This window comes from Pseudomonas sp. S5D5 (genome assembly GCF_003013355.1).
Taxonomy (GTDB): domain Bacteria; phylum Pseudomonadota; class Gammaproteobacteria; order Pseudomonadales; family Pseudomonadaceae; genus Aquipseudomonas; species Aquipseudomonas aylmerensis.
Genome location: NZ_PTEO01000001.1, coordinates 3990273 through 4015681, shown reverse-complemented (window position 1 = coordinate 4015681; position 25409 = coordinate 3990273). Strand labels below are relative to the sequence as shown.

General features: G+C 63.2%; 22 protein-coding genes. 9 read left to right on the top strand and 13 right to left on the bottom strand.

What is annotated here, in order from left to right:
- The first annotated feature begins 29 nt into the window (after nucleotides 1-29).
- The 4 genes from C9990_RS18280 (at nucleotide 30) to C9990_RS18265 (ending at nucleotide 5830) form a co-directional block, all read left to right on the top strand.
- Entirely contained in the window at nucleotides 30-1148 is a 1119-nt protein-coding gene (locus C9990_RS18280) for a succinylglutamate desuccinylase/aspartoacylase family protein (RefSeq protein ID WP_065906360.1), read from the top strand.
- Between the two features lie 131 nt (nucleotides 1149-1279).
- Nucleotides 1280-2473 (top strand): ornithine--oxo-acid transaminase, encoded by a 1194-nt coding sequence (gene rocD, locus C9990_RS18275; RefSeq protein ID WP_106804202.1) that lies wholly within the window; start codon nucleotides 1280-1282, stop codon nucleotides 2471-2473.
- A complete protein-coding gene (gene acnA, locus C9990_RS18270; protein ID WP_106804201.1) occupies nucleotides 2470-5124 on the top strand; it encodes an aconitate hydratase AcnA in 2655 nt (884 codons plus the stop codon). The genes rocD and acnA overlap by 4 nt, the downstream gene beginning before the upstream one ends.
- On the top strand, nucleotides 5117-5830 hold the full coding sequence (locus C9990_RS18265) for a transporter substrate-binding domain-containing protein (RefSeq protein ID WP_106804200.1): 714 nt from the start codon (nucleotides 5117-5119) through the stop codon (nucleotides 5828-5830). Before acnA ends, C9990_RS18265 begins: the two co-directional genes overlap by 8 nt.
- On the opposite strand, the gene C9990_RS18260 is transcribed toward C9990_RS18265, so the two are convergent.
- Nucleotides 5816-6178, bottom strand: coding sequence for an NUDIX hydrolase (locus tag C9990_RS18260; RefSeq protein WP_065906369.1), 363 nt, complete (start codon nucleotides 6176-6178; stop codon nucleotides 5816-5818). The genes C9990_RS18265 and C9990_RS18260 overlap by 15 nt on opposite strands.
- A 127-nt stretch (nucleotides 6179-6305) precedes the next feature.
- On the opposite strand from C9990_RS18260, the gene C9990_RS18255 reads away from it, so the two are divergent.
- Entirely contained in the window at nucleotides 6306-7286 is a 981-nt protein-coding gene (locus tag C9990_RS18255) for a Gfo/Idh/MocA family protein (protein WP_106804199.1), read from the top strand.
- Nucleotides 7287-7322: 36 nt separating this feature from the next.
- Nucleotides 7323-7952, top strand: coding sequence for a ribonuclease T2 (locus C9990_RS18250; RefSeq protein WP_106804198.1), 630 nt, complete (start codon nucleotides 7323-7325; stop codon nucleotides 7950-7952).
- Here the strand turns inward: C9990_RS18250 and C9990_RS18245 are convergent.
- Nucleotides 7949-8386, bottom strand: a complete 438-nt coding sequence (locus tag C9990_RS18245) for an Rrf2 family transcriptional regulator (RefSeq protein ID WP_092488675.1) — start codon at nucleotides 8384-8386, stop codon at nucleotides 7949-7951. The two genes, C9990_RS18250 and C9990_RS18245, sit on opposite strands and share 4 nt — an antisense overlap.
- A 144-nt stretch (nucleotides 8387-8530) precedes the next feature.
- Here C9990_RS18245 and C9990_RS18240 point away from each other — a divergent pair, with 144 nt between their 5' ends.
- Nucleotides 8531-9415 carry an NAD(P)/FAD-dependent oxidoreductase gene (locus C9990_RS18240; RefSeq protein ID WP_106804197.1) on the top strand — a complete coding sequence of 295 codons (885 nt, stop codon included), beginning with the start codon at nucleotides 8531-8533 and terminating at the stop codon, nucleotides 9413-9415.
- On the opposite strand, the gene C9990_RS18235 is transcribed toward C9990_RS18240, so the two are convergent.
- The gene (locus C9990_RS18235; protein WP_106804196.1) at nucleotides 9405-10103 is read right to left on the bottom strand and encodes an SDR family oxidoreductase; all 699 of its coding nucleotides are present in this window, start codon (nucleotides 10101-10103) and stop codon (nucleotides 9405-9407) included. The genes C9990_RS18240 and C9990_RS18235 overlap by 11 nt on opposite strands.
- Before the next feature lie 105 nt (nucleotides 10104-10208).
- Here C9990_RS18235 and C9990_RS18230 point away from each other — a divergent pair, with 105 nt between their 5' ends.
- A complete protein-coding gene (locus C9990_RS18230) occupies nucleotides 10209-10637 on the top strand; it encodes a helix-turn-helix domain-containing protein (RefSeq protein WP_065906375.1) in 429 nt (142 codons plus the stop codon).
- Between the two features lie 62 nt (nucleotides 10638-10699).
- On the opposite strand, the gene C9990_RS18225 is transcribed toward C9990_RS18230, so the two are convergent.
- On the bottom strand, nucleotides 10700-11542 hold the full coding sequence (locus tag C9990_RS18225; RefSeq protein WP_065906377.1) for an alpha/beta fold hydrolase: 843 nt from the start codon (nucleotides 11540-11542) through the stop codon (nucleotides 10700-10702).
- A 315-nt stretch (nucleotides 11543-11857) separates the two neighbouring features.
- On the opposite strand from C9990_RS18225, the gene C9990_RS18220 reads away from it, so the two are divergent.
- Entirely contained in the window at nucleotides 11858-12445 is a 588-nt protein-coding gene (locus C9990_RS18220) for a LysE family translocator (protein WP_106804195.1), read from the top strand.
- Here C9990_RS18220 and C9990_RS18215 read toward each other — a convergent pair.
- From C9990_RS18215 to C9990_RS18175, 9 genes are all read right to left on the bottom strand, one after another.
- Complete coding sequence (locus C9990_RS18215; RefSeq protein ID WP_106804194.1) at nucleotides 12387-13280, bottom strand: AraC family transcriptional regulator; 894 nt, start codon at nucleotides 13278-13280, stop codon at nucleotides 12387-12389. The genes C9990_RS18220 and C9990_RS18215 overlap by 59 nt on opposite strands.
- 64 nt (nucleotides 13281-13344) lie before the next feature.
- Nucleotides 13345-15807, bottom strand: coding sequence for a TonB-dependent receptor (locus tag C9990_RS18210; protein WP_106804193.1), 2463 nt, complete (start codon nucleotides 15805-15807; stop codon nucleotides 13345-13347).
- Between the two features lie 99 nt (nucleotides 15808-15906).
- Nucleotides 15907-16857, bottom strand: coding sequence for a FecR domain-containing protein (locus tag C9990_RS18205; RefSeq protein WP_106804192.1), 951 nt, complete (start codon nucleotides 16855-16857; stop codon nucleotides 15907-15909).
- Nucleotides 16854-17375, bottom strand: a complete 522-nt coding sequence (locus tag C9990_RS18200) for a sigma-70 family RNA polymerase sigma factor (protein WP_106804191.1) — start codon at nucleotides 17373-17375, stop codon at nucleotides 16854-16856. Before C9990_RS18200 ends, C9990_RS18205 begins: the two co-directional genes overlap by 4 nt.
- 123 nt (nucleotides 17376-17498) lie before the next feature.
- Nucleotides 17499-19100 carry an ABC transporter ATP-binding protein gene (locus C9990_RS18195; protein ID WP_106804190.1) on the bottom strand — a complete coding sequence of 534 codons (1602 nt, stop codon included), beginning with the start codon at nucleotides 19098-19100 and terminating at the stop codon, nucleotides 17499-17501.
- Nucleotide 19101: 1 nt separating this feature from the next.
- Nucleotides 19102-20121, bottom strand: coding sequence for an ABC transporter permease (locus C9990_RS18190; protein WP_065906391.1), 1020 nt, complete (start codon nucleotides 20119-20121; stop codon nucleotides 19102-19104).
- 1 nt (nucleotide 20122) lies between these two features.
- Nucleotides 20123-21196: a microcin C ABC transporter permease YejB gene (locus tag C9990_RS18185; RefSeq protein WP_065906392.1), complete on the bottom strand. Its 1074-nt coding sequence runs from the start codon at nucleotides 21194-21196 to the stop codon at nucleotides 20123-20125.
- Nucleotides 21197-23035: an extracellular solute-binding protein gene (locus tag C9990_RS18180; protein ID WP_065906394.1), complete on the bottom strand. Its 1839-nt coding sequence runs from the start codon at nucleotides 23033-23035 to the stop codon at nucleotides 21197-21199.
- Entirely contained in the window at nucleotides 23032-24861 is a 1830-nt protein-coding gene (locus C9990_RS18175) for an extracellular solute-binding protein (protein ID WP_065906397.1), read from the bottom strand. Before C9990_RS18175 ends, C9990_RS18180 begins: the two co-directional genes overlap by 4 nt.
- Between the last annotated feature and the right edge of the window lie 548 nt (nucleotides 24862-25409).

Genomic DNA, 25409 nt, shown 5'->3' with positions numbered 1-25409 from the left:
CATCACTCGAATATCGAGACTCCTGCGTTATGAAACTTAATCAACACCCCTTGCTGCAAGCGACACAAGGTACCCACAGGCACGTGGAAAGCGAGCATTACGGTGCAGTGGGTGCGGGTCGAAAAATCTATATCCAGGCGGCGCTGCATGCCGATGAAACCCCAGCGATGCTGGTGGCTGCGCACCTGCGCCGGCAACTGGCCGCGCTGGAAAATGCCGGCCGCCTGAATGCGCAGATCGTGCTGGTGGCCGTGGCCAACCCGGCCGGCCTGGGCCAATACATCATGGGCGCGCCTAGCGGACGCTTCGAGCTGGGCAGTGGGCGCAATTACAACCGTGGTTTTCCAGTGCCGTACCCGGAAATCGCCAGCCGGATCGAACACCTGCTCAGCCAGGACATCGACGCCAACCGTGAACTGATCCGCCAAGCCTGGGGCGAATGCCTGCGCGCCGCCCAGCCGATGGACGAATACCAGTCGCTGCAGCAGACCCTGATGCTGCTGGCCCACGATGCCGACATCGTGCTGGACCTGCACTGCTCACGCGAAGCGGCCATGCACCTCTACACCGGCGAATCGGTGTGGCCGACCATCGAGCCGTTGGCGCGCTACATCGGCGCCGAAGCGACCCTGCTGGCTACCGATTCCCAGGCCAATTCCTTTGATGAAGCGCTCTACCTGCTGTGGGTGAATCTGCGCGAGCGGTTTGGCGAGCGATTCCCGATCCCCGACAGCAGCATCGCCGTGACCGTGGAACACCGTGGCCAGCGGGATGTGTCGTATGAACTGGCAGACCATGACGCCACTGCGATCATTGATTACCTGACCCACCTGGGCGCCATCGAAGGCACCCCACGACCGTTGCCCGCCTTGCGCAACCCGGCCACGCCGTTGGCGGGCAGCGAGCAGTTCTATGCGTCGAGCGCCGGGGTGCTGGTGCATCGCGCGGCGGTGGGCAGTCGCATTGAAGCGGGGCAGGCGTTGTTCGATATCGTCGATCCCCACAGTGGCAAGACCGTGACGATCAACAGCCACACCACCGGCGTGTTGTACATGCGCCGCGATGTGCGCTTTGTGAAGCCGGGCGACCCCTTGGGCCGTGTTTCCGGCGCCACGCCGATCCGCAGCGGCAAGCTGCTGAGTGCGTGAATTGAAAGGCGATCACTGTAGGCGCCGGCTTGCCGGCGATAGCTGTGTGTCAGACGTAGCGCCATCGCCGGCAAGCCAGCGCCTGCAGTAGATCCTCACTATTTTTAGATTTTTATCAGGCAGGACACTCCATGCACCCCAACCCGGCAATCACCCTCGAAAACCAATTCTGCGCCCACAACTATTCGCCGCTGCCGGTGGTCATCGTCAAGGGCGAGGGCGTATGGGCCATTGGCGATGATGGCAAGCGCTACCTGGACATGATGTCGGCCTATTCAGCCGTCAGTCATGGCCATGTGCACCCGCGTATCCGCGCCGCCGCCGTGGCGCAGATCGACAAGATCAGCGTGGTGTCGCGCGCGTTCTACAGTGAGCCACTGGGTAACTTCCTCAAGACGCTGTGCCGCATCAGCGGCTTCGATTCGGCATTGCCGATGAACAGCGGCGCCGAAGCCGTGGAGACCGCGATCAAGGCCGCCCGTCGCTGGGGCTATCGGGTCAAGGGCATCGCCGCGAACCAGGCGAAGATCGTGGTGGCCGACAACAACTTCCACGGGCGCACCTCGACCATCGTCGGCTTCTCGTCCGAGCCGGACTACAAGGCGGACTTCGGTCCGTTCTGCGACGGCTTCACCGAAGCGCGGTTTGGCGATATCGAGAGTTTTCGCCAGGCCATCACGGCTGATACCTGCGCGGTGCTGATCGAACCGATCCAGGGCGAAGCCGGTATTCGCGTGCCGCCGGCCGGGTTCCTGCGTGAGCTGCGTGCACTGTGCGACGCCACCAACACCTTGCTGATCCTCGATGAAATCCAGTCGGGCCTGGGCCGCACCGGCAAGTGGTTTGCCTTCCAGCACGAAGGCATTCGCCCGGATGCGCTGATCCTTGGCAAGGCGCTGGGCGGCGGGATCATGCCGGTGTCGGCGTTTGTCGCGGACCATTCGATCATGGACCTGTTCGATGCCGGCAGCCATGGTTCGACGTTTGGCGGTAACCCCTTGGCGGCGGCCGTTGGCCTGGAAGCCCTTAACGTGCTGGAAGATGAAGGCTTGATCGATAACAGCGCGCAATTGGGCCACTACCTGGTGGAGCGCCTGCGGGCGATGAATTCCCCGGCGGTCCGGGAGGTGCGTGGTCGCGGTTTGTGGGTGGGGGTGGAGCTGGACCGTGATGCCCGGCCGATTTGCGAAGCGTTGCTTGCCGAAGGCCTGCTGACCAAGGAGACCCATGAAAACGTGCTGCGTATCGCGCCGCCGTTGTCCATCACCCGCGAGGAACTGGATTGGGGCCTGGCGCGTATCGAGCGGGTGTTCGGCCAACTATGAGCGACGTTCTCAACCATCTGGACATCGGCGGGCAGCGTTACGCCTATATCGATCTGCATAAACTGCTGACCCCGGTGCAGCTGCATCGGCTGCCTTATTGCCTGCGCATCCTGGTGGAAAACATCGCCCGCTGTGCCCCGGCCTCATTGCCGTCGGTGCTGGCGCGAGCCACCGGCAGCGGGCCGGACTGCGAGGTGCCGTTCCAGCCCAACCGTCTGATGTTTCACGACACCACCTGCCTGCCGGCCCTGGCGGACTTTGCCGGCATGCGTGATGTGGTCGCGGAACTGGGTGGCGACCCGACGGCGGTGAACCCGGCGATCCCGGCCGTGTTGACCATCGACCACTCGGTGATTGTCGAGCACTACGCCGAAGCCGGCGCGGTGGACGCCAACCTCGACATCGACTTTCGCCGCAATAGCGAGCGCTACCGGTTTATCAAATGGGCCGAGGCCAGCCTGGACAACTTCAAGGTGATCCCGCCGGGGACGGGGATCATCCACCAGATGAACATGGAATCCATCGCCCAGGTGGTCTGGGAAAGCCCGGCCGCCGAGGGGGGCGTGTTGCTGCACCCGGACTGCATGGTTGCCACCGACAGCCATACGCCGATGATCAATGCCATCGGCGTGCTGGGCTGGGGCGTGGGCGGGCTCGAAGGGCAGGCGGCGATGCTCGGTGAGCCGGTGCCGATTGCCTTTCCCCAGGTCGTGGGGATTCGCGTCAGCAATGCCTTGCGGGCCGGTGTGACGGCGACGGACCTGGCCTTGAGCGTGACCGAGTTGCTGCGCCAGCGCAGCATGGTCGGCAAGTTTGTCGAGTTCACCGGGCCGGGGCTGGCGTCGTTGAGTTGGGCGGCGCGGGGCACCGTGGCGAACATGGCGCCGGAGTATGGCGCGACGGTGGTGTTTTTTCCGTTTGATGACGAGACCCTTGCCTACCTGGAATTGAGTGCGCGGCCGGCGCCATTGTTGGCCAAGGTGTCGACCTATATGGCGGCACAGTCGCTGTGGCGCCAGGCCGGCGAGCCCGAGCCGCAGTTCGATGAACTGATCGAGCTGGACTTGGCCAGGATTGAACCCAGTGTGGCCGGGCCACACCAACCCCATCAGCGCCAGTCGCTGGCGCAGGCGGGGGCCTCGTTTCATCAGCATGTGCACGCTGAGGCCGGGCAGCAGTTCTTCGAGCCATCCTTTGAAGCGCCGTTGACCCACGGCGCGGTGGTAATGGCGGCGATCACCAGTTGCACCAACACGGCCAACCCGGCGCAGATGATCCAGGCCGGATTGCTGGCACGTCGTGCACGGGCACGCGGCGTGGGGCGCAAACCCTGGGTGAAGACTTCGCTGTCGCCGGGTTCGCGGGTGGTGGCGGACTATCTGGATGCGGCGGGTTTGTTGGCGGATTTTGCGGCGCTGGGCTTCGACCTGGCGGGCTTTGGCTGCATGACCTGTATCGGCAATTCCGGAAGCCTGGAGGCTCATGTGGAAGCCTTTGCCGAGCAAGGCCTCAAGGGGGTGGTGGTGCTGTCGGGCAATCGCAATTTCGAAGGACGGGTCAACCCCAAAGTCCCCGCCGGGTACCTGGCCTCGCCGGCGCTGTGCGTGGCCTATGCGATTGCCGGGAGCATTGATATCGACCTGTCCAGCAGTCCGCTGGCGTTGGATGCCCAAGGCAAGCCGGTGTACTTGGAGGAACTGATGCCCAGTGATGCCGAGGTGGCGGCGCACGTGTCGCAGGTGGTGCGCCCGGTGTTGTTCCAGCAACGCAGTGAACTGCTCTGGCAGGGCACGCCGCACTGGCAGGCGCTTGAGGCCGACGCCAGCGTGAGATTTGCCTGGAACCCGGATTCCACCTATTTGCGCCGCCCGCAGTACCTGGCGCAGGTGCCGCCCGTGCCGGCGGCGAGCCTGTCGGTGCGCAACGCGAGGGCGTTGGTAGTGCTTGGTGATAACGTCACCACGGACCATATTTCACCGGCGGGCACCATCCCTTCCGAGAGCCTGGCTGGTGCCTGGCTGCGCGAAAGGGGGGAGGCCGAGGCGGATTTAAACCAGTACTCGACACGGCGCAGCAACCACGAAGTGATGGTGCGCGGGGCCTTCACCAACCCGCGCCTGAACAACCTGCTGGACCCGACACAAACACCACGCCGAGGTGTGTGGGCGTGGAATGCCGACCACACGGACTACCAGCCGTTGTACCTCGCCGCGCAGAGCTACGCCGGCACGCCCACCGTGCTGTTTGCCGGGAGCAACTACGGCGCCGGTTCCAGCCGGGATTGGGCGGCGAAGGTGCTGAGCCTGTTGGGGATCAAGGCGGTGGTGGCGCGCAGTATCGAGCGCATTCATCGCAGTAACCTGATCGGCATGGGCGTGTTGCCGTTGGTGTTCAGCGCCGGGACGACGGTGCAGGACCTGGCGCTGGATGGCAGCGAGCGCTTGACGTTCCTGGGGCTGGAACACCTGCAGGTTGGCGAGAACCTGATCACCCTGCAGATCGATCGCGCCGATGGCCGTGTTGTCACGCACCGGCTGGTTTTGCGCCTCGACTCGTTGCAAGAGCTTGGGTACCTTGAGCACGGCGGTGTGCTGCCGTTTGTGATCCGCAAGACCGTGCAACGAACCCGCCCAGGAGCGCTCGATGATTGATCCCGCTGTACTGCAACAACTGGCCCCCGATGGCGTGCTGCGTGCCGCCATCAACTTCGGCAACCCGGTGCTGGCGCAACGCGGCGCGGGCGGTGAGCCACAGGGGGTGTCCGTGGCGTTGGCCAAGGCCTTGGCTGAAGAGCTGGGTGTCGAGTTGGCGCTGATCACCTTCGAGGCGGCGGGCAAGGTCTTTGCTGCGCTGGCCGAGGATGCCTGGCGCGTGGCGTTCCTGGCCATCGAGCCGGTGCGTGAGCAGGAGATCGCGTTCAGCGCACCCTACGTGGCGATCAAGGGCACCTACCTCGTGGCGACGGATTCGCCCTTTACCCACGTCGCCCAATTGGATGCAGCGGGTCGACGCATCGCCGTCGGCCAAGGCGCAGCCTACGACCTGTACCTGAGCCGTACGGTGGCGCACGCCGAGCTGGTACGGGCGCCTACGTCGGCAGCAGCGGTGGACTGGTTTATCGCGCAAGGTCTGGATGCGGCGGCGGGGGTGCGGGACTTTCTGCGCACCCGGGTGAGCGCGCAATGGCGCCTGGTCGAGGATGACTTCATGACCATCCGCCAAGCCATGGCGGTACCGGTGGCGCATGCAGCCGCTGCCGCGTTCGTCAGATCCTTTGTCGAACGGCAGAAAGAGAAGGGTGTGGTAAAGCGAGGTCTCGAGGCCAGCGGGCAGAGCGCTGAATTACAGGCGACGTAGAAAGGATTTGACGATGTGCCGGGTGGCGTCGGTGGTGTCCAGTTCATCCACGGCGCCATAGGCGTACCACTGGCAATCGATGATTTCGTTGCACGGCCGCGCGTCGGCGATGTTCACCACCGAGGCCTCGAACACATGGTGTACGGTGTCGCGGGCCTTGAGCTCCTGCAGATACAGCAAGCCGTCCACATTCAACCCGGTTTCTTCTTCCAGCTCGCGTTCGGCCGCGCCGACCGGGCGCTCGTTGCGTTCGACCTTGCCGCCCGGCAGTGCCCATTTTGACCTGGCCTTGCGCACGAAGAGGATATGTCCCTCGTGTTCGCAAATAACCGTTGCGCGTATTTTCATCGTCTGTGCCCCCGCAGCGGGATGAGTGTCATAAAAGTGTAATGCAAATGTCATGCTAAGTGGTTATGGCGTACCGGGTTGGGGATGTGGATACTGCCCGATTGATGAAAACGGACGAGGACAACAGATGAACACCGTACGTTGGGGCATGATCGGCTGTGGCAGTGTCACTGAAGTGAAGAGTGGACCCGCCTTCTATAAAGCGCCAGGTTCGGCGCTGGTCGCCGTGATGGGGCGCCGCGAGGCAGCCGTGCGCGATTATGCGGCGCGCCATGGCATTGCCCGTTTCTATACCGACGCCCAGGCACTGATCGACGACCCTGAAGTGGACGCGGTGTATATCGCCACACCGCCCGACAGCCACCTCGAGTACAGCCTGATGGTGGCTGCGGCCGGCAAGCATTGCTGTGTCGAGAAGCCCATGTCGCTGAATGCCGAGCAGAGCGCGTTGATGCAGCGCACGTTCGAACGGGCCGGGCTGCACCTGTTTGTCTCCTACTACCGTCGCTCGCTGCCGCGCTTCCAGCAGGTACGCGAGTGGCTGCAGGCGGGACGCATCGGCCAACTGCGCCACCTGACCTGGACCTTGTGCAAGCCTCCGGGGGCCGACGACGCCAGCGCCGCCAACTGGCGCACCGACCCACTGATTGCCGGTGGCGGTTACTTTGCCGACCTGGCCAGTCACGGCTTTGACCTGTTCCAGTACCTGGCCGGGGATATCGTCGAGGTCTCGGGCTTTACCGCGCGCCAGGCCGGGCGCTATGCGGCGGAAGATGCAGTGACGGCCTGCTGGACCTTTGGCTCGGGCGCCCTGGGCATGGGCTGCTGGAACTTCGTCGCGGACCGCAAGGAAGACCGCGTCGAGCTGATCGGCAGCCGTGGTCGCATTCAGTTCTCGGTGTTCGAAGACCAGCCGCTGCGCCTGGAAGCCGAGACCCAGGAAGTGCTCGAAGTACCTTGCCACGCGCATATCCAGTGGCACCACGTGCTGGCGATGAATGCACACATTCGCGGCGAGGCCGAGCATCCTTCGCTGGCCATCGAGGCGTTGAAGACTGATCGGATTCTCGACAAGGTGCTATTACGCAACCCCCACCATCCTGGGTAGTCGCGATAAAAAAGGTTTTTTTCAAGGAACAGGCCGATGAAATACTGGATGGTGGTGTGGCTGGTGCTGGCGACCGGCGCAGTGGCGGCCCCGCGTGAACAGGGCACGCCGGGGGAGTTTGATTTCTATGTGCTGTCGTTGTCGTGGTCGCCGACGTTTTGCCTGACGCACCCGGACAACGAACAGTGCTCGGGCAAGGGCTACGGGTTTGTGCTGCACGGCCTGTGGCCGCAGTACGCGCGAGGAGGGTGGCCGGCGAGCTGTGCGCCGCAGTCGTACCTGAGCCGGGAAGCAATGGACAAGGGCGCGACGTTGTTCCCGACGCGTGCGCTGCTCAAGCACGAATGGGCCAAGCATGGCACCTGCAGCGGGCTTGAACCGCTGGCGTACCTGGAAAAAACCGACGCGGCGTTGGGCGTGGTTGCCATTCCACACCAATTGCAGCCGTTCAACACACCGCCGTCGTTGCCGGCTCGCGAGATCGAGGCGCTGTTTCGCCAGAGCAACCCGCGCATAGGCAATCACGGTGTGGCGGTCATCTGCAAAGGCAAGGTGCTGTCGGAGGTGCGGGTGTGCCTGACCAAGGACCTGGCCTTCGCCGGCTGTCCGCGCAGTGTCAAAAGCCAGTGCCGCGAGGGTGAAATCCGCATTCCGGCCCAGCGCTAGGGCAGCATCGCCACGCGATAACGCTCATCAAAATCCTCGGCCAACTGCGCCAGGGTGACCTTGCCGAGGCGCTTCAACAGCAGCGCCTGGGCTTGTTCGAAGGCGTCAGTGAGCGCCGCGTTCACGGCCTGTTCCACCAGGCATTCCGGGTGGTCGGTGGACAGGCCGATGGCGAAGATCGACGGCGTGCCCAAGGCGTTGTGAATGTCCAGCAAGGTGATTTCACTCAAGGGCTTGCCCAGGCTCCAGCCGCCCTGATGGCCTTTTTCCGAGCGCACATACCCTTTTTCCTTGAGCAACCCGAGGGTGCGCCGCACCACCACCGGATTGGTGCCGAGCATCTGCGCGATGGTCTCCGAAGTCGCGCGTTCTTCATGGCGGCCCATATGGATCAGCACATGCAGCATGCGCGACAGGCGCGTGTCGTTTCTCATCAAAAAACCTCAAGTTGATTCGCGCCAAAGTATCGTTCGTAACCTAAAAAGTTGCGAGAGTCTTGACGCGGTATTTTTACGTAACTTATGGTGTGTCGTGAAAGCGCGCGGATAACCGCGTGCACTCACCATAGGGTCACTCTCATGATCTACGACGTGATTATTGTCGGCGGCAGCTACGCCGGTTTGTCAGCGGGCCTGCAATTGGCGCGGGCGCGGCGCCAGGTGCTGGTGATCGATGCGGGGCAGCGGCGCAACCGGTTTGCGCCCACGTCCCACGGGTTTCTTGGGCAGGACGGCCAGTCGCCGCAGGCCATCGCCGCCGACGGGCGCAGCCAGTTGATGGAGTACCCGACGGTCACCTGGGTGCAGGGCAGCGTGGTTCAGGCGACGGTAGAACCGCAGGGCTTCAGCCTGGGCACTGAATTCAACGGTACGTTCCAGGGCAAGCGCCTGATCCTGGCCACCGGCGTGGTCGACGAATTGCCCGCCATTGAAGGCCTGCAGGAGCGTTGGGGCACGCGGGTGTTCCATTGCCCTTACTGCCACGGCTATGAGCTGGACCAAGGCCGTATCGGTGTTCTCGCCACTTCTTCGCTGGCGATGCACCACGCATTGATGCTGCCGGACTGGGGCGCCACGACCTTGTTCACCAACGGCGTATTCACCCCGGATGCCGAGCAGCAGGCGCAGTTGGCGCGACGTGGGGTCAGTGTGCAAAGCGCCGGCGTACGGCGAATCAGCGGCGAGCGTGCCGATCTCGAACTGGCTGACGGCCAGGTGTTCAAGCTCGACGGTATCTTCACGATGTCGCGGACCCGGCTCAGCCCGTTGGCCGCGCAGTTGGGCTGTGCACTGGCCGATGGCCCCAGCGGCGCTTACCTGCACACCAACGACATGCGCCAGACCTCAGTGCCGGGCGTGTTCGCCTGTGGTGACGCGTCCCTCGCCGCCGGCTCCGTGGCGCTGGCCGTGGCCGAGGGTGTGCGCGCCGGGGTCGGCGCGCATTTTTCGCTGGTCAGCGGTTGAGGTAGACCGGGCTGTCGGTGGACAGCGACGCCTTCACCGCGTGGGTCATGTCGGTGATCAACACTTCTTCGCGGTCTTCGCCCAGGGCTTGCAGGGTGAGGGCGACCACTTCCTGGGGCGTGCTTTTAGGCGCCTGCACATCAGCGACCATGTCGGTGTCGATGTAGGCCGGGTGCACGCCGATCACCAGGGTGTTCTGCTCGCGCAACTCGCCGCGCAGGCCGTTGGTCAGCCCCCACTGGGCGGATTTCGAAGTGCTGTAGCCACCGGCGCCCGGCGGGCTCAGCCAGCTCAGCACCGAGAGGATATTGATCAGCGCGCCGCCGCCCTGTTTGGCCAGGATCGGCGCAAAGGCACGGCTCAGGCGCAGGGTGCCGAAGGTGTTCACGTCAAAGTGCTGTTGCAGGTTTTCGACACTGTCTTCGGCCAGCAACGAACCGTACTTCAGGAAGCCCGCATTGTTGATCACCACACTGACGTCCGCGCACTGCTCGGCGGCGTGCTGCACGCTGGCCGCGTCGGTGATGTCGAGGGCAATCGGGGTGCTGCCAGAAATGTCCACACTGCGCGGATCCCGCGCACCGGCGTAGACCTTGGCGGCGCCGGCTGCCAGCAGGGCGGTGACGAAAGCTTTACCCAGGCCGCGATTGGCGCCGCTGACCAATACCACTTTTCCACGAATATCCATGATGAACTCCAGGCTGCGAATTAGGTTTAATAATGAAACCGTTTTTATCCTGAAGCTGTTGGTCCTATAATGCAACCAGATTTTTCAATGCCGGGAGGCCCGACGATGAAACGCAAATGCCTGGAAGGCGATGGCTGCCCCGTTGCCCGTGCCCTGGACGTAGTGGGCGACTGGTGGACGCTGTTGATCATCCGCGATGCATTCGCCGGCGTGACGCGCTTCGGTGATTTCCAGAAGCACCTGGGCGTGGCCAAAAACATCCTTGCCACGCGCCTCAAGGACATGGTCGAGCAGGGCCTGCTGCAAACCAGCGAAGTCGGTGCGCGCAGTGAATATCAGCTGACCGACAAGGGCCGCGCGCTGATGCCGGTGCTGGTGACGCTGGCGCAGTGGGGGGAGGCGCACACGCAACCCGAACAGGCCGGCGCGCGCGTGCTGGATGCGCGCTCGCTCAAGCCGCTGCGCAAGGTCGAGATCCTGGCCGAGGATGGCCGGGTGCTGGGCCTCGACGATATCGTCACGCAGGTCAGCTAGGCGCGATTGCCGTCTATGTGATCTGTGGCGCGCAGTGAGTGCGCGCCGACAGGGGGCGGGGTCTATTTGCTATCGAGGAAGCCCAGCAGCGCTGCATTGAACAACGCCGGGTCCTGCAGGAAGGCAAAGTGGCTGGTGTTCGGCAGGATCAGCAGGCCGGCACCGGGGATGGTGGCCGCCATGTACTCGGTGTGCTCGCGCTTGATCGCTTCGTCATGGTCGCCGTCGGCGATCAGGATTGGCGTCTTGATGCTCGCCAGCTGGGCGTCGGTCCAGTTCGGTTGGCTGGCCCACATATGGCTGATCTGCTCGACGAATGCATCGTACTCTTTAGGCGTCGGCGACAGCTTGGCGTACTCCTTGCCGGCGCGTTCGATGAAGGCGGCGAAGGTCGGGTTTTTCTCTACGCCGTCCTTGACCCCGGCGGTCTGGGTGTTGGCGGCGAACGCGAACACCTTGCCGATCCGGTCCGGGTGACGCAGGGCCAGGTCGATGCCGATGATGGCGCCGTCGCTCCAGCCGACAATATCGGCACGCGGGATCTTCAGGCTGTCGAGCACGGCCACCACGTCATCGGCCATCAGGTCGTAGCCGTAGGGTTTATCGTCCCGCGAGCTGCGCCCGTGGCCACGGCTGTCGAGGCTGATCACTGTGTGCTTGGCCGCCAGTGCCTTGACCTGGTTGCCCCAGTAATCGGAGTTGGACAGCCCACCGTGCAGCAGCACCACCGGCGATCCATGCCCGGTGCGGGTGTAGTAGACCTTGATGCCGTTGACGGCGGCGTAGCCGGTTTTGGCGCCGGCCACCGGGGCAGGCGTCGGCGGCAGGGTTTCCCAGCGTTCAGCGGCCTGGACCGCAGAGAAAGACAGCAACAGGCAGGCAGTTGCCAGCAGGCGACGTGACATGGCGATTCCTTTGATTGCAGTGAGTAGGCGCTGAACTCTAGCACCGGCCCAGGCGTGGAAAATACGCATTTTTGCCTATTGAGATCGGCATTCTGAAAGAAAAAAATGCAGTTATATCAATGGAATAAAAGCGTCTAAAGCGCCCGGGCCAGAACGGTTTCGCCGCCGTTGTCTGTCCCGCGCCGTGAGCGGTGCGAGGCCGACTCCAGGGGCGCACACAAAATACTTCGACAAGGGTCATTTTGTTCAATACCCCGCGTGCCTTGCCCTTTACCGTGGCTCCATTGTCATCTGCCCGAATAAAAAGGAACTGCAATGAGCTTGATCATTTCCATGGCCGCCTTCGCACTGGCCACCTCGATCACACCCGGACCGGTCAATGTGGTGGCCCTGAGTTCAGGCGCGCGCTTCGGTTTTGTCGCCAGCCAGAAACACGTGTTCGGCGCCGCCGTCGGCTTCACCTTGTTGCTGGTGTTGATTGGCCTGGGGCTGCATGAAGTGCTGGTGCGCTGGCCGCTCCTGACGCAGTTGATCCAGTGGGGCGGGGTGGCCTTCTTGCTCTACATGGCCTGGAAACTCGCGGTGGACGATGGCCGCCTGGACGCGGACGGCAGCGCGACGGCGCCGTCGATGCTCTACGGCGCGATCATGCAATGGCTCAACCCCAAGGCCTGGCTGGCCTGCGTGGCGGGCATGGGCCTGTTTGTGGCGGACGGCGATGCTCGGCAGGTCTGGCTGTTTGCCGGCCTTTACCTGGTGATCTGCTACCTGTCGGTGGCGTGCTGGGCCTATGCCGGCACGTTCCTGCGCCGCTACCTGGGCAACCCCCAGGGTGTGCGTGTATTCAACCGCTCGATGGCCGCGTTGCTGGTGGCCAGTGTGGGTTATTTGCTGATGGCTTGAGGACGTCGCGGTACTGCCCCGGCGTGGCCGCGAAATGCTGCTTGAAGGCGCGCTGGAAATGCGCCTGGTCGGCAAAGCCTGCGGCCAGGGCGACATCGGCGATCAGCTTGCCGTTGCGCAGTTGGGTGCGGGCAAACTGGATGCGCCGGTTGACCAGGAAGGCATGCGGGGTCAGCCCGTAATACTGTTTGAAGGCGCGGATCAGGTACGACGGCGACAGCTCGGCGGCCAGGCAGATGTCCTCCAGCTTCAGGGCCTGGGTGCAGTGTTCGCGGATGTAGTCGGCGGCCCGTTCCAGCTTGTGGTTGACCTCGCGCATCGGGGCGGGTGAAGGGTTCAGGCGTTGCTGCACTTCGCTGAAATAACTCACCAGTGCGCTTTGCTTTTGCAGGTGTTCGGCCTGCTCATCCACCAGCATCCGGTACAGCTCCAGCAAGCCCTCGTACAGCACCGGGTCGCGCGTGTAAGGCGTATTGAATGGCCGGTAACCCTGGTCGGTGCTGAACCCCAGTTGGTACTGCAGGTCGGTCAGCCAGGGCGTGTCGATGTACAGCATCTTGTAGGACCATCGCTCGTTGTCGATGGGATTGCAGGCGTGCACATCGCCGGGGTTCATCAACACCACCGTGCCGGCGCTGATCTCGAACGTCTCTGCACCGTAGTGGTAATAACTGCGCCCCGTGGTGACCACCCCGATGGAGAAGTGCTCGTGGGCATGGCGCGTGTAGGTGACCTTGCGCCCATCGGCGATGGTGCGCGCTTCGATGAACGGCAAGCGCTCGTCGCGCCAGAAGCGCGGCGAGTGCGAAGGGTGAGCAAGGCTGTTCAGCGACATGGCGGCAGTTCCATCCCTTGAGCGAGTGAAAGGGATGATTGCACAGACCGCCCGGGGCGTCAGCCTAGAAATCCCACTTGGTCGCCAGCTGCAGGCTGCGCGGTTCGCCATAGAAACCGGTGCCGAAGTTGCCCAGGCCCGTGTAGTACTTCTTGTCGAAGAGGTTCTTCACGTTCAGCGTGGTGCTCAGGTGGTCGTTGAAGCGATAGCGTGCCATCAGGTCGACCAGGTAGTAGCTGTCCTGGGTGATGCGCGAGTCGTGGCCGAAGTTGACCGTGTCATTCGGGTCCGGCTGGAACACCTTGCCGAAGAACTTACTCTGCCAGTTCACACCGCCGCCCACGGTGATGTTGTCCAGGGCGCCCGGCAGGCGATAGGCGCTGAACAGCCGTACGACTTGTTGCGGCGTGGTGGTCTGCAGCACCGAACTGTAGACGTAGCCGTCATTGGCATCGCGGGTGTGCTGGTAGGTGTAGCCGGCGGAGATATTCCAGCCGTCCAGCACTTCACCCGACAGCTCGGCTTCGAAGCCTTTGGTGGTGGCGCCGGCGATGGGGCGGTAGATCGAGTCGCTCTCGAAACCCGAGACGTACTCGGCCACGTTGTCCTGTTCGATGCGGAACGCGGCGAAGCTGGCATTCAGGCGGCCGCCGTAGAACGCAGCCTTGAGCCCCGCTTCATAGGTCTGGCCTTCGACCGGGTCGAGCAGCTTGCGGTCGGCATCCTTGCTGGTTTGCGGGCGATAGATCTGGGTATAGCTGGTGTAGACCGACCAGGTGTCGTTCAGGTCATAGACGACCCCGGCATAGGGCGTGACCACGCCACTCTGGTGATAGGTGGCGCGGTTGTCGGCCTGGGCGGGGTCGAAGAAGTCGGTGCTGTCGGTGCCGCTGAAATTGCTCACGCGCGCGCCGAGGATCACCGCCAGGTCATCGGTCGGTTTCAGGCGAGTGGCCAGGTAGGCGCCGGTCTGGCGTTGCACGATATCGTTCTGGCCGCTGCGTGGGATGTCGGGCTTGGGGTATTCACCGCGCCAGTCAAAGATGCTGCCGCCCACGGGTGGGTAGATCGAACCGTACACCGGCACGTCCTGTTTCGAGCGGGTGGCCATGAAGCCCATGATCAACTCGTGCTCGCGGCCGAACAGGCTGAACGGCCCGCTGAGGTTGACGTCCAGGGTGTTCTGCACCTGGTCGCCCTTGTACTTGCCCATGAACATGTACATGCCCTCGCCGCTGACCGGGTCGGGGTTGCCGCCACTCGCGGAGGCGAGCAGGGTGTTGTGCTGGCTGCGCTTGCGGTCGAGGCTGACTTTGAGCGACCAGTCATTGGCGAGCTTCTGCTGCACTGAGGCGAAGATCGTCTGGTTCTGGAAGTCGCGACGGCTCCAGTCGGCGGCCGGGTTGAACGATCGCGAGAAGTTCGTGCGCGAGCCGTCGCTGAAGTACATCGGGAAACCGGTCCAGCTGGCGCCGCGCGAGCGGGTGTCCTGCTGGTCGATGCCGAAGGTCAGCAGGGTGTCGGGGGTGAGATCCGCTTCGAGGATGCCGTAGGCGATGTCCTTGGTGTTCTGGTAGTGGTCCAGGTAGGACTGGCGATCCTGATACACGCCGACAAAGCGCCCACGCACATTGCCGGACTCGGTCAGGGGGCCGGAGATATCGCCTTCGGTGCGGTAATTGTCCCAGGAACCGAAGGTCTGGGTGACCGACGCCTTGAAGTCGCGGGTAGGTTTTTTGCGGATCAGGTTGACCGTGGCCGAGGGGTCGCCGGAGCCGCTCAACAGGCCCGCCGAACCCTTGATGATTTCCAGGTGGTCGTACACCGCCATGTCGGTACTGGTGGTGCCGTAGTCGTACACGCCGTCATAGGTGGAGTTGACGCCGTCGTACTGGAAATTGGTGATCGGCAAGCCCCGGCTGGAGAACTCCCAGCGCTCGCTGTCGTAGTTCTGCACACTGACGCCAGGCGCGCGGCGCAGGGTGTCAGCGATGTTGTTGGAACCCTGGTCATCCATCTGCTGGCGGGTGATCACGGTGACCGACTGCGGGGTTTCGCGCATCGACAGCGGCAGGCCGGTGGCCGACGCCATGGAGCCTGTGGTGTAGGCGTGGGTGTCTTCGGTGGTGGCGCCCAGGTCCTGGCCGGAAATGGTGGTGGCGCCCAGCTCCAGGGCGTCGGTGTTGGCCGGGACCGGTTCGAGTACGTAGCCGTTGTTGCCTTGGGGCAGGGCTTGCAGGCCGCTGCCCTGCAACAGGCGCTGCAAGCCGCTGGCCGGGGTGTAGTTGCCATTCAGGCCTGGGCTGGTTTTACCTGCGGCGAGGCTGTTGTGCCCGGCGATGAAAATACCCGACTGCTCGGCGAAGCTGTTCAGCACATTGACCAGGGAGCCGGCGGCAATACGGTAGCTGCGCGCGGCTTCCTGGGTCGATGGCGTTTCGGCGGCGTGCAGCGTCGGTGCGCCGAGGCAAAACAGCGAGGTGGCCAACGCCAGTGGGCGCAGCGCGAAGCGAGCAGGTTGCGGCATGAATGTTTCCCTTTGGATCAAATCGATCGGCGAATTGAAAGCGTCTGCAGGGTTAACCGAACGAGTTTTGAAAAAGGGCACTGGCGGTAGAAGATTTTTTCACTGGGGGCTGACGGTGACCCACCACGGCAGCAACCGGTCGACGCGAATCGGCAACGCGGCTTGCAGCAGGCGCAGGGCGTGGTCGCTGTCCTTGAGCGGGAATGAACCCATCACCGGCAACTGCGCCACGGCCGGGTCGCAACCCAGGTGGCCGGGACGATAACGGTTGAGCTCGGCGACCAACTCGCCCAGCGCCAGGTTGTCGGCCAGCAGCACGCCACGGCTCCAGGCCTCACGGGCGGGAGAGGCCGGGGCGGTCGGGTCGAAACCGTTGCGGGCGAACCGGACCTGCTGGCCTGCCTCGATGATACGCACCTGCTGGTTGAGGGTGCTGACCTGCACCCGGCCTTCGAACACGTTGAGCTGGGTATGCTCGTCGCCCTGCAGCACGCTGAAGCGGGTGCCCAGCGCCTGCAGTCGGCCGTGTTCGGTGTCCACCAGGAATGGGCGGCTGACGTCCTTGGCCGTGTCGATCAGCACTTCGCCAAAGCGCAGGCGCAGCAAGCGTTGCGTTGTATCGAAGCGCACATCCAGCGCGCTCATGGCGTTAAGCCATACATGGCTGCCATCAGCCAGCAAGGCGTCGCGGGTTTCGCCGCTGGCAGTGGCGTAGTCGGCGCTCCAGCCGCCCACCAGCCGGGGCAGGGCGGTGTTGCGCCAGGTGCCCCAGGCCAGCGTCGAACCGGCGCACAGCACCAGCAAGGTCTTGAGGGTCTGGCGCCGTGAACTGCGCAGTGCACGGCCAGCGCCCTGGGAATGCTCCATCAACGGTGCGAAGCGCTGGCTGACGCGCTCCACATAGTGCCAGGCCGCCAGGTGCTCGGGGTTCTGCATCAACCAGGATTGCCAGCGTTGCTGCTCCTGGGCGCCGCTCGGGTCCTGCAGGCGCACGTACCACTGCGCGGCCTGTTCCAGGCTCGCGTGGCTGAGTTTGCCGGTGGGGCTCATTGCACCAGCATCCCGTCGAGCTCGGCTTCGAGGATCGCGCAGTGCAGCAAGGCCTGGGCCATGTACTTCTTGACCATGCGCTCGCACACGCCCAACTGTTGCGCGATCTGTTTGTAGGGCAGGCCATGCAGTTGCGCGAGCAGGAAGGCTTGGCTGACCTTTTTCGGCAGGCGGGCGAGCATGGCATCCACTTCGTAGAGGGTCTCGACGATGATGGCGCGCTGTTCCGGCGATGGCTGCGTCGCCTCCGGGCACAGCGCCAGGCTGTCGAGCCAGGCTTTCTCCAGCTGGCGACGACGCCAATGGTCGATGCACAACCCGCGGGCAATGGTGGCCAGGTAAGAGCGCTGGCGCACGTGATCGGTCTCGGCGGGGGGCCGGCTGAGGATACGGATAAAGGTGTCGTGAGCCAGGTCAGCGGCATCCCAGCGGTCGTTCAGGCGTCGGCGCAACAGGCCAAGCAACCAGCTGTGGTGGGAACCGTAGAGGTGGGTGAAAGAGGTCGACACAATATCCATCCAGCGCAAAAGAATTGGCGTAAATAAGAATTGGTCGCGATTAAAGCAAAGGGCGGGAAGGTGCGCAAATGATATTGGTTTGCTTCTAGGTGGGAGCGGGCTCCCACCTTGGTTTGCAGTGCGTCAGGCCGGTACCAGGAAGGCAGCCTCCAGCAACTGTCGGGTGTAGGCGTGCTGCGGGTCGGCGAAAATCGCCTGGGCGTCGCCTTGTTCCACCACCTGCCCCTGCTTGACCACCATCAACTGGTGGCTCAGCGCCTTCACCACCGCCAGGTCATGGCTGATGAACAGGTAGGTCAGGTTGTACTTGGCCTGCAGGCTGCGCAGCAATTCCACCACCTGGCGCTGTACGGTGCGGTCCAGCGCCGAGGTGGGTTCGTCGAGCAGGATCAGGCGTGGCTTGAGCACCAGCGCGCGGGCAATGGCGATGCGTTGACGCTGGCCCCCGGAGAACTCATGGGGGTAGCGATTGCGCGACGCCGGGTCGAGGCCGACCTCTTTGAGCGCGGCGATAATCGCCGCTTCCTGCTCGGCCGGTGTGCCCATCTTGTGGATGCGCAGGCCTTCGCCGACAATCTCGCTCACGCACATGCGTGGGCTGAGGCTGCCGAACGGGTCCTGGAACACCACCTGCATTTCGCGGCGCAACGGGCGTACCTGTTGCTGGCTGAGCGTGTCCAGTTGCTGGCCTTCAAAGCGGATCCCGCCCTTGCTGGCGATCAAGCGCAAGATGGCCAGGCCCAGGGTGGATTTACCCGAGCCGCTTTCACCGACGATGCCCAGCGTCTGCCCCTGCGGCAGGCTGAAGTTGATGCCGTCCACCGCCTTGACGTAATCGACGGTGGTGCGCAAAAAGCCTTTCTTGATCGGGAACCACACCTTGAGGTCATCGACCTCCAGCAACGGCGGACCGATAGCGTTGCCGGCCGGCCCGCCGCTGGGCTCGGCTGCCAGCAGTTCCTGGGTGTAGGGGTGCTGCGGCGCCTGGAACAGCGTCTCGCAATCGGCCTGTTCAACGATGCAGCCCTGTTGCATCACACACACCCGATGGGCGATGCGCCGCACCAGGTTGAGGTCGTGGCTGATCAGCAGCAAGGCCATGCCCAGGCGTGCCTGCAGCTCCTTGAGCAGCTCCAGGATCTTCAACTGCACGGTGACGTCGAGGGCGGTGGTCGGCTCGTCAGCGATCAACAACTCCGGCTCGTTGGCCAGCGCCATGGCGATCATCACCCGCTGGCGCTGGCCGCCGGAGAGTTCGTGGGGCAGGGCCTTGAGGCGCTTGCGCGGCTCGGGGATGCCCACCAGTTCCAGCAGTTCCAGGGTGCGCTGGGTCGCGACCTTGCCGGTGAGGCCTTTGTGCAGGCCAAGTACCTCGTTTATCTGCTTCTCGATGTTGTGCAGCGGGTTCAGCGAGGTCATCGGCTCCTGGAAGATCATCGCAATGCGGTTGCCGCGAATGTGCCGCAGGGTTTTTTCCTTGAGCGTCAACAGGTCTTGCCCGGCGTACTCGATGGTGCCCGACGGATGCCGAGCCAACGGGTAGGGCAGCAGGCGCAGGATCGAGTGGGCGGTCACCGATTTGCCGGAGCCGCTTTCGCCGACCAGCGCCAGGGTTTCGCCGCGCTTGATGTCGAAGCTGACGTTGTTCACCACACGGTGGTGATGCTCGCCGGTGACGAACTCGACAGAGAGGTCGCGGATTTCGATCAGATTGTCCTGATTCATCTCATTTCCTCGGGTCGAAGGCATCGCGAGCGGACTCGCCAATAAACACCAGCAGACTCAACATGATCGCCAGCACGGCAAACGCGCTCATGCCCAGCCACGGCGCCTGCAGGTTGGATTTGCCCTGGGCCACCAGTTCACCCAGCGACGGTGAGCCCGCCGGCAAGCCGAAGCCGAGGAAGTCCAGGGCGGTGAGGGTGCCGATGGCGCCGGTGAGAATGAACGGCATGAAGGTCATGGTCGAGACCATGGCATTGGGCAGGATGTGGCGGAACATGATCGCGCCGTTCTGCATGCCCAGTGCCCGGGCCGCGCGTACGTATTCCAGGTTGCGCCCGCGCAGGAACTCGGCGCGCACCACGTCCACCAGGCTCATCCAGGAAAACAGCAGCATGATCCCCAGCAGCCACCAGAAGTTGGGCTGCACGAAGCTGGCGAGGATGATCAGCAGGTACAGCACCGGCAACCCGGACCAGATTTCCAGGAAGCGCTGCCCGGCGAGGTCGACCCAGCCGCCATAGAAGCCCTGCAGGGCGCCGGCGATCACACCGATGATCGAGCTGAGCACGGTCAGCGTCAGGGCGAACAGTACCGACACACGAAAGCCATAGATCACCCGCGCGAGCACGTCACGGCCCTGGTCATCGGTACCCAGCAGGTTCACCGCGGACGGTGGCGCCGGCGCCGGTACTTTGAGGTCGTAGTTGATGCTCTGGTAGCTGAACGGGATAGGCGCCCACAAGGTCCAGGCATCCTTGGCCTTGAGCAATTCCTGGATATACGGGCTCTTGTAGTTGGCCTCCAGCGGGAATTCGCCGCCGAAGGTGGTCTCCGGGTAGCGCTTGAGCGCCGGGAAATACCAGTCGCCATCGAAGTGCACGGCCAGCGGCTTGTCGTTGGCGATCAACTCCGCGCCCAGGCTCAGCACAAACAGGATCAGGAACAGCCACAGCGACCACCAGCCGCGCTTGTTGGCCTTGAACCGCTCGAACCGGCGGCGATTGAGGGGGGATAGATTCATCTCAATGCTCCCGGCTGGCGAAGTCGATGCGTGGATCGACCAGGGTGTAGGTGAGGTCGCCGATCAGTTTCACGATCAGCCCCAGCAGGGTGAAGATGAACAGCGTGCCGAACACCACCGGGTAGTCGCGGTTGATGGCCGCTTCAAAGCTCATCAGGCCGAGGCCGTCGAGGGAGAAGATCACTTCGACCAGCAAGGAGCCGGTGAAGAAGATGCCGATGAACGCCGAGGGGAAGCCCGCGATCACCAGCAACATTGCATTGCGGAACACGTGGCCGTAGAGCACGCGGCGGTTGGTCAATCCCTTGGCCTTGGCGGTGACCACGTACTGCTTGTTGATCTCGTCAAGAAAGCTGTTCTTGGTCAGCAGGGTCATGGTGGCGAAGTTACCGATCACCAGTGCGGTAATCGGCAGCGCCAGGTGCCAGAAGTAGTCGAGAATCTTGCCGCCCCAGCTCAGCTCGTCGAAGTTGTTGGACGTCAGCCCGCGCAACGGGAACCAGTCGAAATAACTGCCGCCGGCAAACACCACGATCAACAGGATCGCAAACAGGAACGCCGGGATCGCGTAGCCGACGATGATCGCCGAGCTGGTCCACACATCGAAATGGCTGCCGTGTCGCGTGGCCTTGGCGATCCCCAGCGGGATCGACACCAGGTACATGATCAGCGTGCTCCACAGCCCGAGGGAGATGGACACCGGCATCTTTTCCTTGATCAGGTCGATGACCTTGGCGTCGCGGAAGAAACTGTCGCCGAAATCCAGCGTGGCGTAGTTCTTGACCATGATCCACAGGCGTTCCGGCGCCGACTTGTCGAAGCCGTACATCTTCTCGATTTCCTTGATCAGCGCCGGGTCCAGGCCCTGGGCGCCACGGTAGCTGGAGCCGGCCACCGCGACTTCGGCACCGCCGCCGGCGATGCGGCTGGTGGCGCCTTCAAAGCCTTCGAGCTTGGCGATCATCTGTTCGACCGGCCCACCGGGCGCGGCCTGGATGATCACAAAGTTGATCAGCAGGATGCCGAACAGCGTGGGGATGATCAGTAACAGGCGGCGAATAATATAGGCCAGCATTCAATCGCCTCCGCTCGCCGGATCGGCGGTCTGGGTGGTGTCCACGGTTACCGCCGGCTTGGCATCGGGCTTGGCCCACCAGGTGGCGGTGCCGACGTCATAGCGCGGAGAGACCTTCGGGTGGCCGAGGTGGTCCCAGTACGCCACGCGGTAGGTCTTGATGTGCCAGTTGGGGATCACGTAGTAACCGAACTGCAGCACGCGGTCCAGGGCCTTGGCGTGGGCCACCAGGCTTTGGCGCGAGTCGGCGTCGATCAGCTCTTCCACCAGTTGGTCGACGGCCGGGTCCTTGAGCCCCATGTAGTTGCGGCTGCCGGGCTTGTCGGCGCTGGACGACGACCAGAATTCGCGCTGCTCGTTACCCGGTGAGGTGGACTGCGGGAAACTGCCGACCAGCATGTCGAAGTCCCGCGAGCGAATACGGTTGACGAACTGCGAGACGTCGACCCGGCGGATCACCAGGTCGATGCCCAGGTCGGCGAGGTTGCGCTTGAACGGCAGCAGGATGCGTTCGAACTCGGTCTGGGCGAGCAGGAACTCGATGGTCACCGGTTTGCCGGTGGTGTCGACCATCTTGTCGTCGACGATGCGCCAGCCGGCTTCCTGCAGCAGTTGATAGGCCTCGCGCTGCTGGGTGCGGATCATGCCGCTGCCGTCGGTTTTGGCCGGTTCGAAGGCCTGGGTGAAGACCTCGGCGGGGATCTTGTCGCGCAGCGGCTCGAGGATCTTCAGCTCATCCGGTCCGGGCAGGCCGGTGGCGGCCATTTCGGAGTTTTCGAAATAACTGCGGGTACGGGTGTAGGCGCCGTTGAACAGCTGTTTGTTGCTCCATTCGAAGTCCAGCAACAGGCTGATCGCCTTGCGCACGCGCACATCCTGGAACATCGGCTTGCGCGTATTGAACACAAAGCCCTGCATGCCGGTGGGGTTGCCGTTGGGGATTTCTTCCTTGATCAGCCGGCCCTGGGCTACTGCCGGAATGTTGTAGGCGTTGGCCCAGTTCTTGGCACTGAACTCCAGCCAGTAATCGAACTGCCCGGCCTTCAACGCTTCCAGGGAGACGGTGCTGTCGCGGTAGTAGTCGGTGATGCGGTTATCGAAATTGTAGAAACCTTTAGTGATCGGCAGGTCCTTGGCCCAGTAGTCCTTGACCCGCTCGTAGCGGATCATGCGCCCGGCCTTGACCTCGGCGACCTGGTACGGCCCGCTGCCCAGCGGCACCTCCAGGTTGCCCTTGGCAAAATCACGCGTGGCCCACCAGTGCTTGGGCAATACCGGCAGTTGCCCGAGGATCAGCGGCAATTCACGATTGTTGGTGCGCTTGAACTTGAACAGCACGCGCAGTGGGTCCTCGGCGACCACTTCGTCGACGTCGGCATAGTAGGTGCGGTAGATCGGCGAGCCTTCCTTGAGCAGGGTCTGGAAGGTGAACACCACGTCTTCGGCACGGATCGGGTGGCCGTCGTGGAAGCGCGCTTCGGGGCGCAGGTAGAAGCGCACCCAACTGTTGTCCGGGGCCTTTTCGATCTTGCCGGCGACCAGCCCGTACTCCGTGATCGGTTCGTCCAGGCTCTGCATGGCCAGGGTGTCGTAGATCAGCCCCAGGTTGTCGGCGGGCACGCCCTTGCTGATGTACGGGTTGAGGCTGTCGAAGCCGCCCATGCTCGACTCGCGGAAGGTGCCGCCCTTGGGCGCGTCCGGGTTGACGTAGTCGAAGTGCTTGAAGTCGGCGGGGTATTTCGGCGGTTCGTTGTAGAGCGTCAACGCATGTTGCGGGGCGGCCTGGGCCGCGGTGCACAGCAACAGGCCGCCAAGCAGGGCAGTACGCAAATACATCATTGGGCTTTCTCCGAAGCTTTCAGCCACCACGCGCTCAGGCCCAGGCTATAGGGCGGCGTGGTGACAAAGGCGAACCGGTTGCGGTACGCCAAGCGATGATAGTTGAGGTACCAGTTGGGAATACTGTAGTGCTGCCACAGCAGCACCCGGTCCAGGGCGCGACCGGCCGCCAGTTGTTCTTCGCGGGTCTTGGCCGCCAGCAGTTGTTCCAGCAGGTGATCGACGATGGGGTTGTTGATGCCTGCGTAGTTCTTGCTGCCCTTGATGGCGGCCTGGCTGGAGTGGAAGTACTGCCACTGTTCGAGGCCGGGGCTCAAGGTCTGGTTGAGGGTGATGAGGATCATGTCGAAGTCGAACTGGTCCAGGCGCTGCTTGTACTGCGCGCGGTCAACCGTGCGCAGGCGCGCGTCGATGCCGATGCTGATCAGGTTCTCGACGTACGGCTGCAGGATGCGCTCCAGGTTCGGGTTGACCAGCAGGATCTCGAAGCGCAGCGGTTGCCCGTCCTTGTCGAGCAGGCGTTGCCCCGACAGCTTCCAGCCGGCGTCGCCGAGCAGGGCGAGGGCGCGGCGCATGGTTTCGCGGGGGATGCCGCGTCCGTCGGTCTGGGGCAGGCTGAAGGCCTGCGTGAACAGGTTGGGCGGCAACTGGTCGCGGTAGGGCGAGAGCATCAGCCATTCATGGCCGGTGGGCACCCCGGTGGCGGCGAATTCACTGTTGGGGTAATAGCTGAGGGTACGTTTATAGGCGCCGCTGAACAGCGTGCGGTTGGTCCACTCGAAGTCGAACATCATGCCCAGGGCTTCGCGCACCTTGGTCTGGCTGAAGGTCGGCCGGCGCGTGTTCATGAACAGGCCCTGGCTCTGGGTCGGGATCTGGTGGGCGATCTGTGCCTTGATCACGTCGCCCCGGTTGACCGCCGGGAAGTTGTAGCCATTCGCCCAGTTCTTGGCCTGGTGCTCGATATAGATATCGAACTCACCGGCCTTGAATGCTTCGAAGGCCACGTCGCTGTCGCGGTAAAACTCCACTTCGACCTTGTCGTAGTTATAAAAACCCTGGTTGACCGGCAGGTCCTTGCCCCAGTAGTCCTTGACCCGCTCGAACACCAACTGCCGCCCTGGGGTGACCTTGCTGATACGGTACGGCCCACTGCCCAAAGGGGGTTCGAAGGTGGTGGCCTTGAAGTCGCGATTCTTCCAGTAGTGCTGGGGCAGCACCGGCAACTCGCCCAGGCGCAGGATCAGCAGCGGATTGCCGGCGCGCTTGAACACAAATCGAATACGGTGCCGGTTGAGGATATCGACCCGTGCCACTTCCTGCAGGTTGGTGCGGTACTGCGGGTGGCCTTCGGTCAGCAGGGTGCGATAGGAAAACGCCACGTCATACGCGGTGATCGGCTTGCCATCGTGAAAGCGTGCTTCCGGGCGCAGGTTGAACACCACCCAGCTGCGGTCCTCGCTGTACTCCACCGACTGGGCAATCAGCCCATAGCTGGAAGTGGGTTCATCGCCGGACGGCGCGTACTGGCCAGTGCCGACCATCAACGGCTCGTTCAGCTCATTGACGCCGTACTGGAGGAAATTGGGCGTGGAAACCGGGCTGGAGCCCTTGAAAGTGTAGGGGTTGAGCGTATCGAACGTGCCAAATGCCATGACCCGCAAGGTCCCGCCTTTCGGCGCTGCAGGGTTTACCCAATCGAAGTGGGTGAATTTGGCCGGGTACTTGAGCGTGCCGAACTGCGTGTAACCGTGGCTCTCGGTAATCGTCGCGTTCGCACCAAAGCTCAAGGCCAGACTTATTAGTAAAAGGAGGGGACGCTTCAAGTCAGGAATCCGATCCAGGCAGCTTGGGCTTTATGATCGGTACAGTAACAGCTTGTTCCGGTTGGAAAAAGGCTGTTGCGGGGGCTGACTGAGGGCCGGCGAGGTCTTGAGCGGTATGACTGACAAATGTGGGAGCTGGCTTGCCTGCGATAGCATCGGCTCGGTATCACCGATACACCGAGGTGTCTGCATCGCAGGCAAGCCAGCTCCCACACTTGGGCTGCGTCGCTTCGGATATTGCGATCCCACAGGGTGTTGAAATACGGGCGACACCGCAAACCCCTGTGGGAGTTGTCGAGCTTCAGCGAGGCTGCGAAAGCGGTGTTTCAGGCGAAGAAAATGCCAGCATGCCGCCGCCTTCGCAGCCTCGCCAGGGCAAGCCAGCTCCCACACTTGGGCTGCGTCGCTTCGGATATTGCGATCCCACAGGGGATTGAAATAACGGCGACACCGCAATCCCCTGTGGGAGTTGTCGAGCTTCAGCGAGGCTGCGAAAGCGCTGTCTCAGGCGAAGAAAATGCCAGCAATGCCGCCGCCTTCGCAGCCTC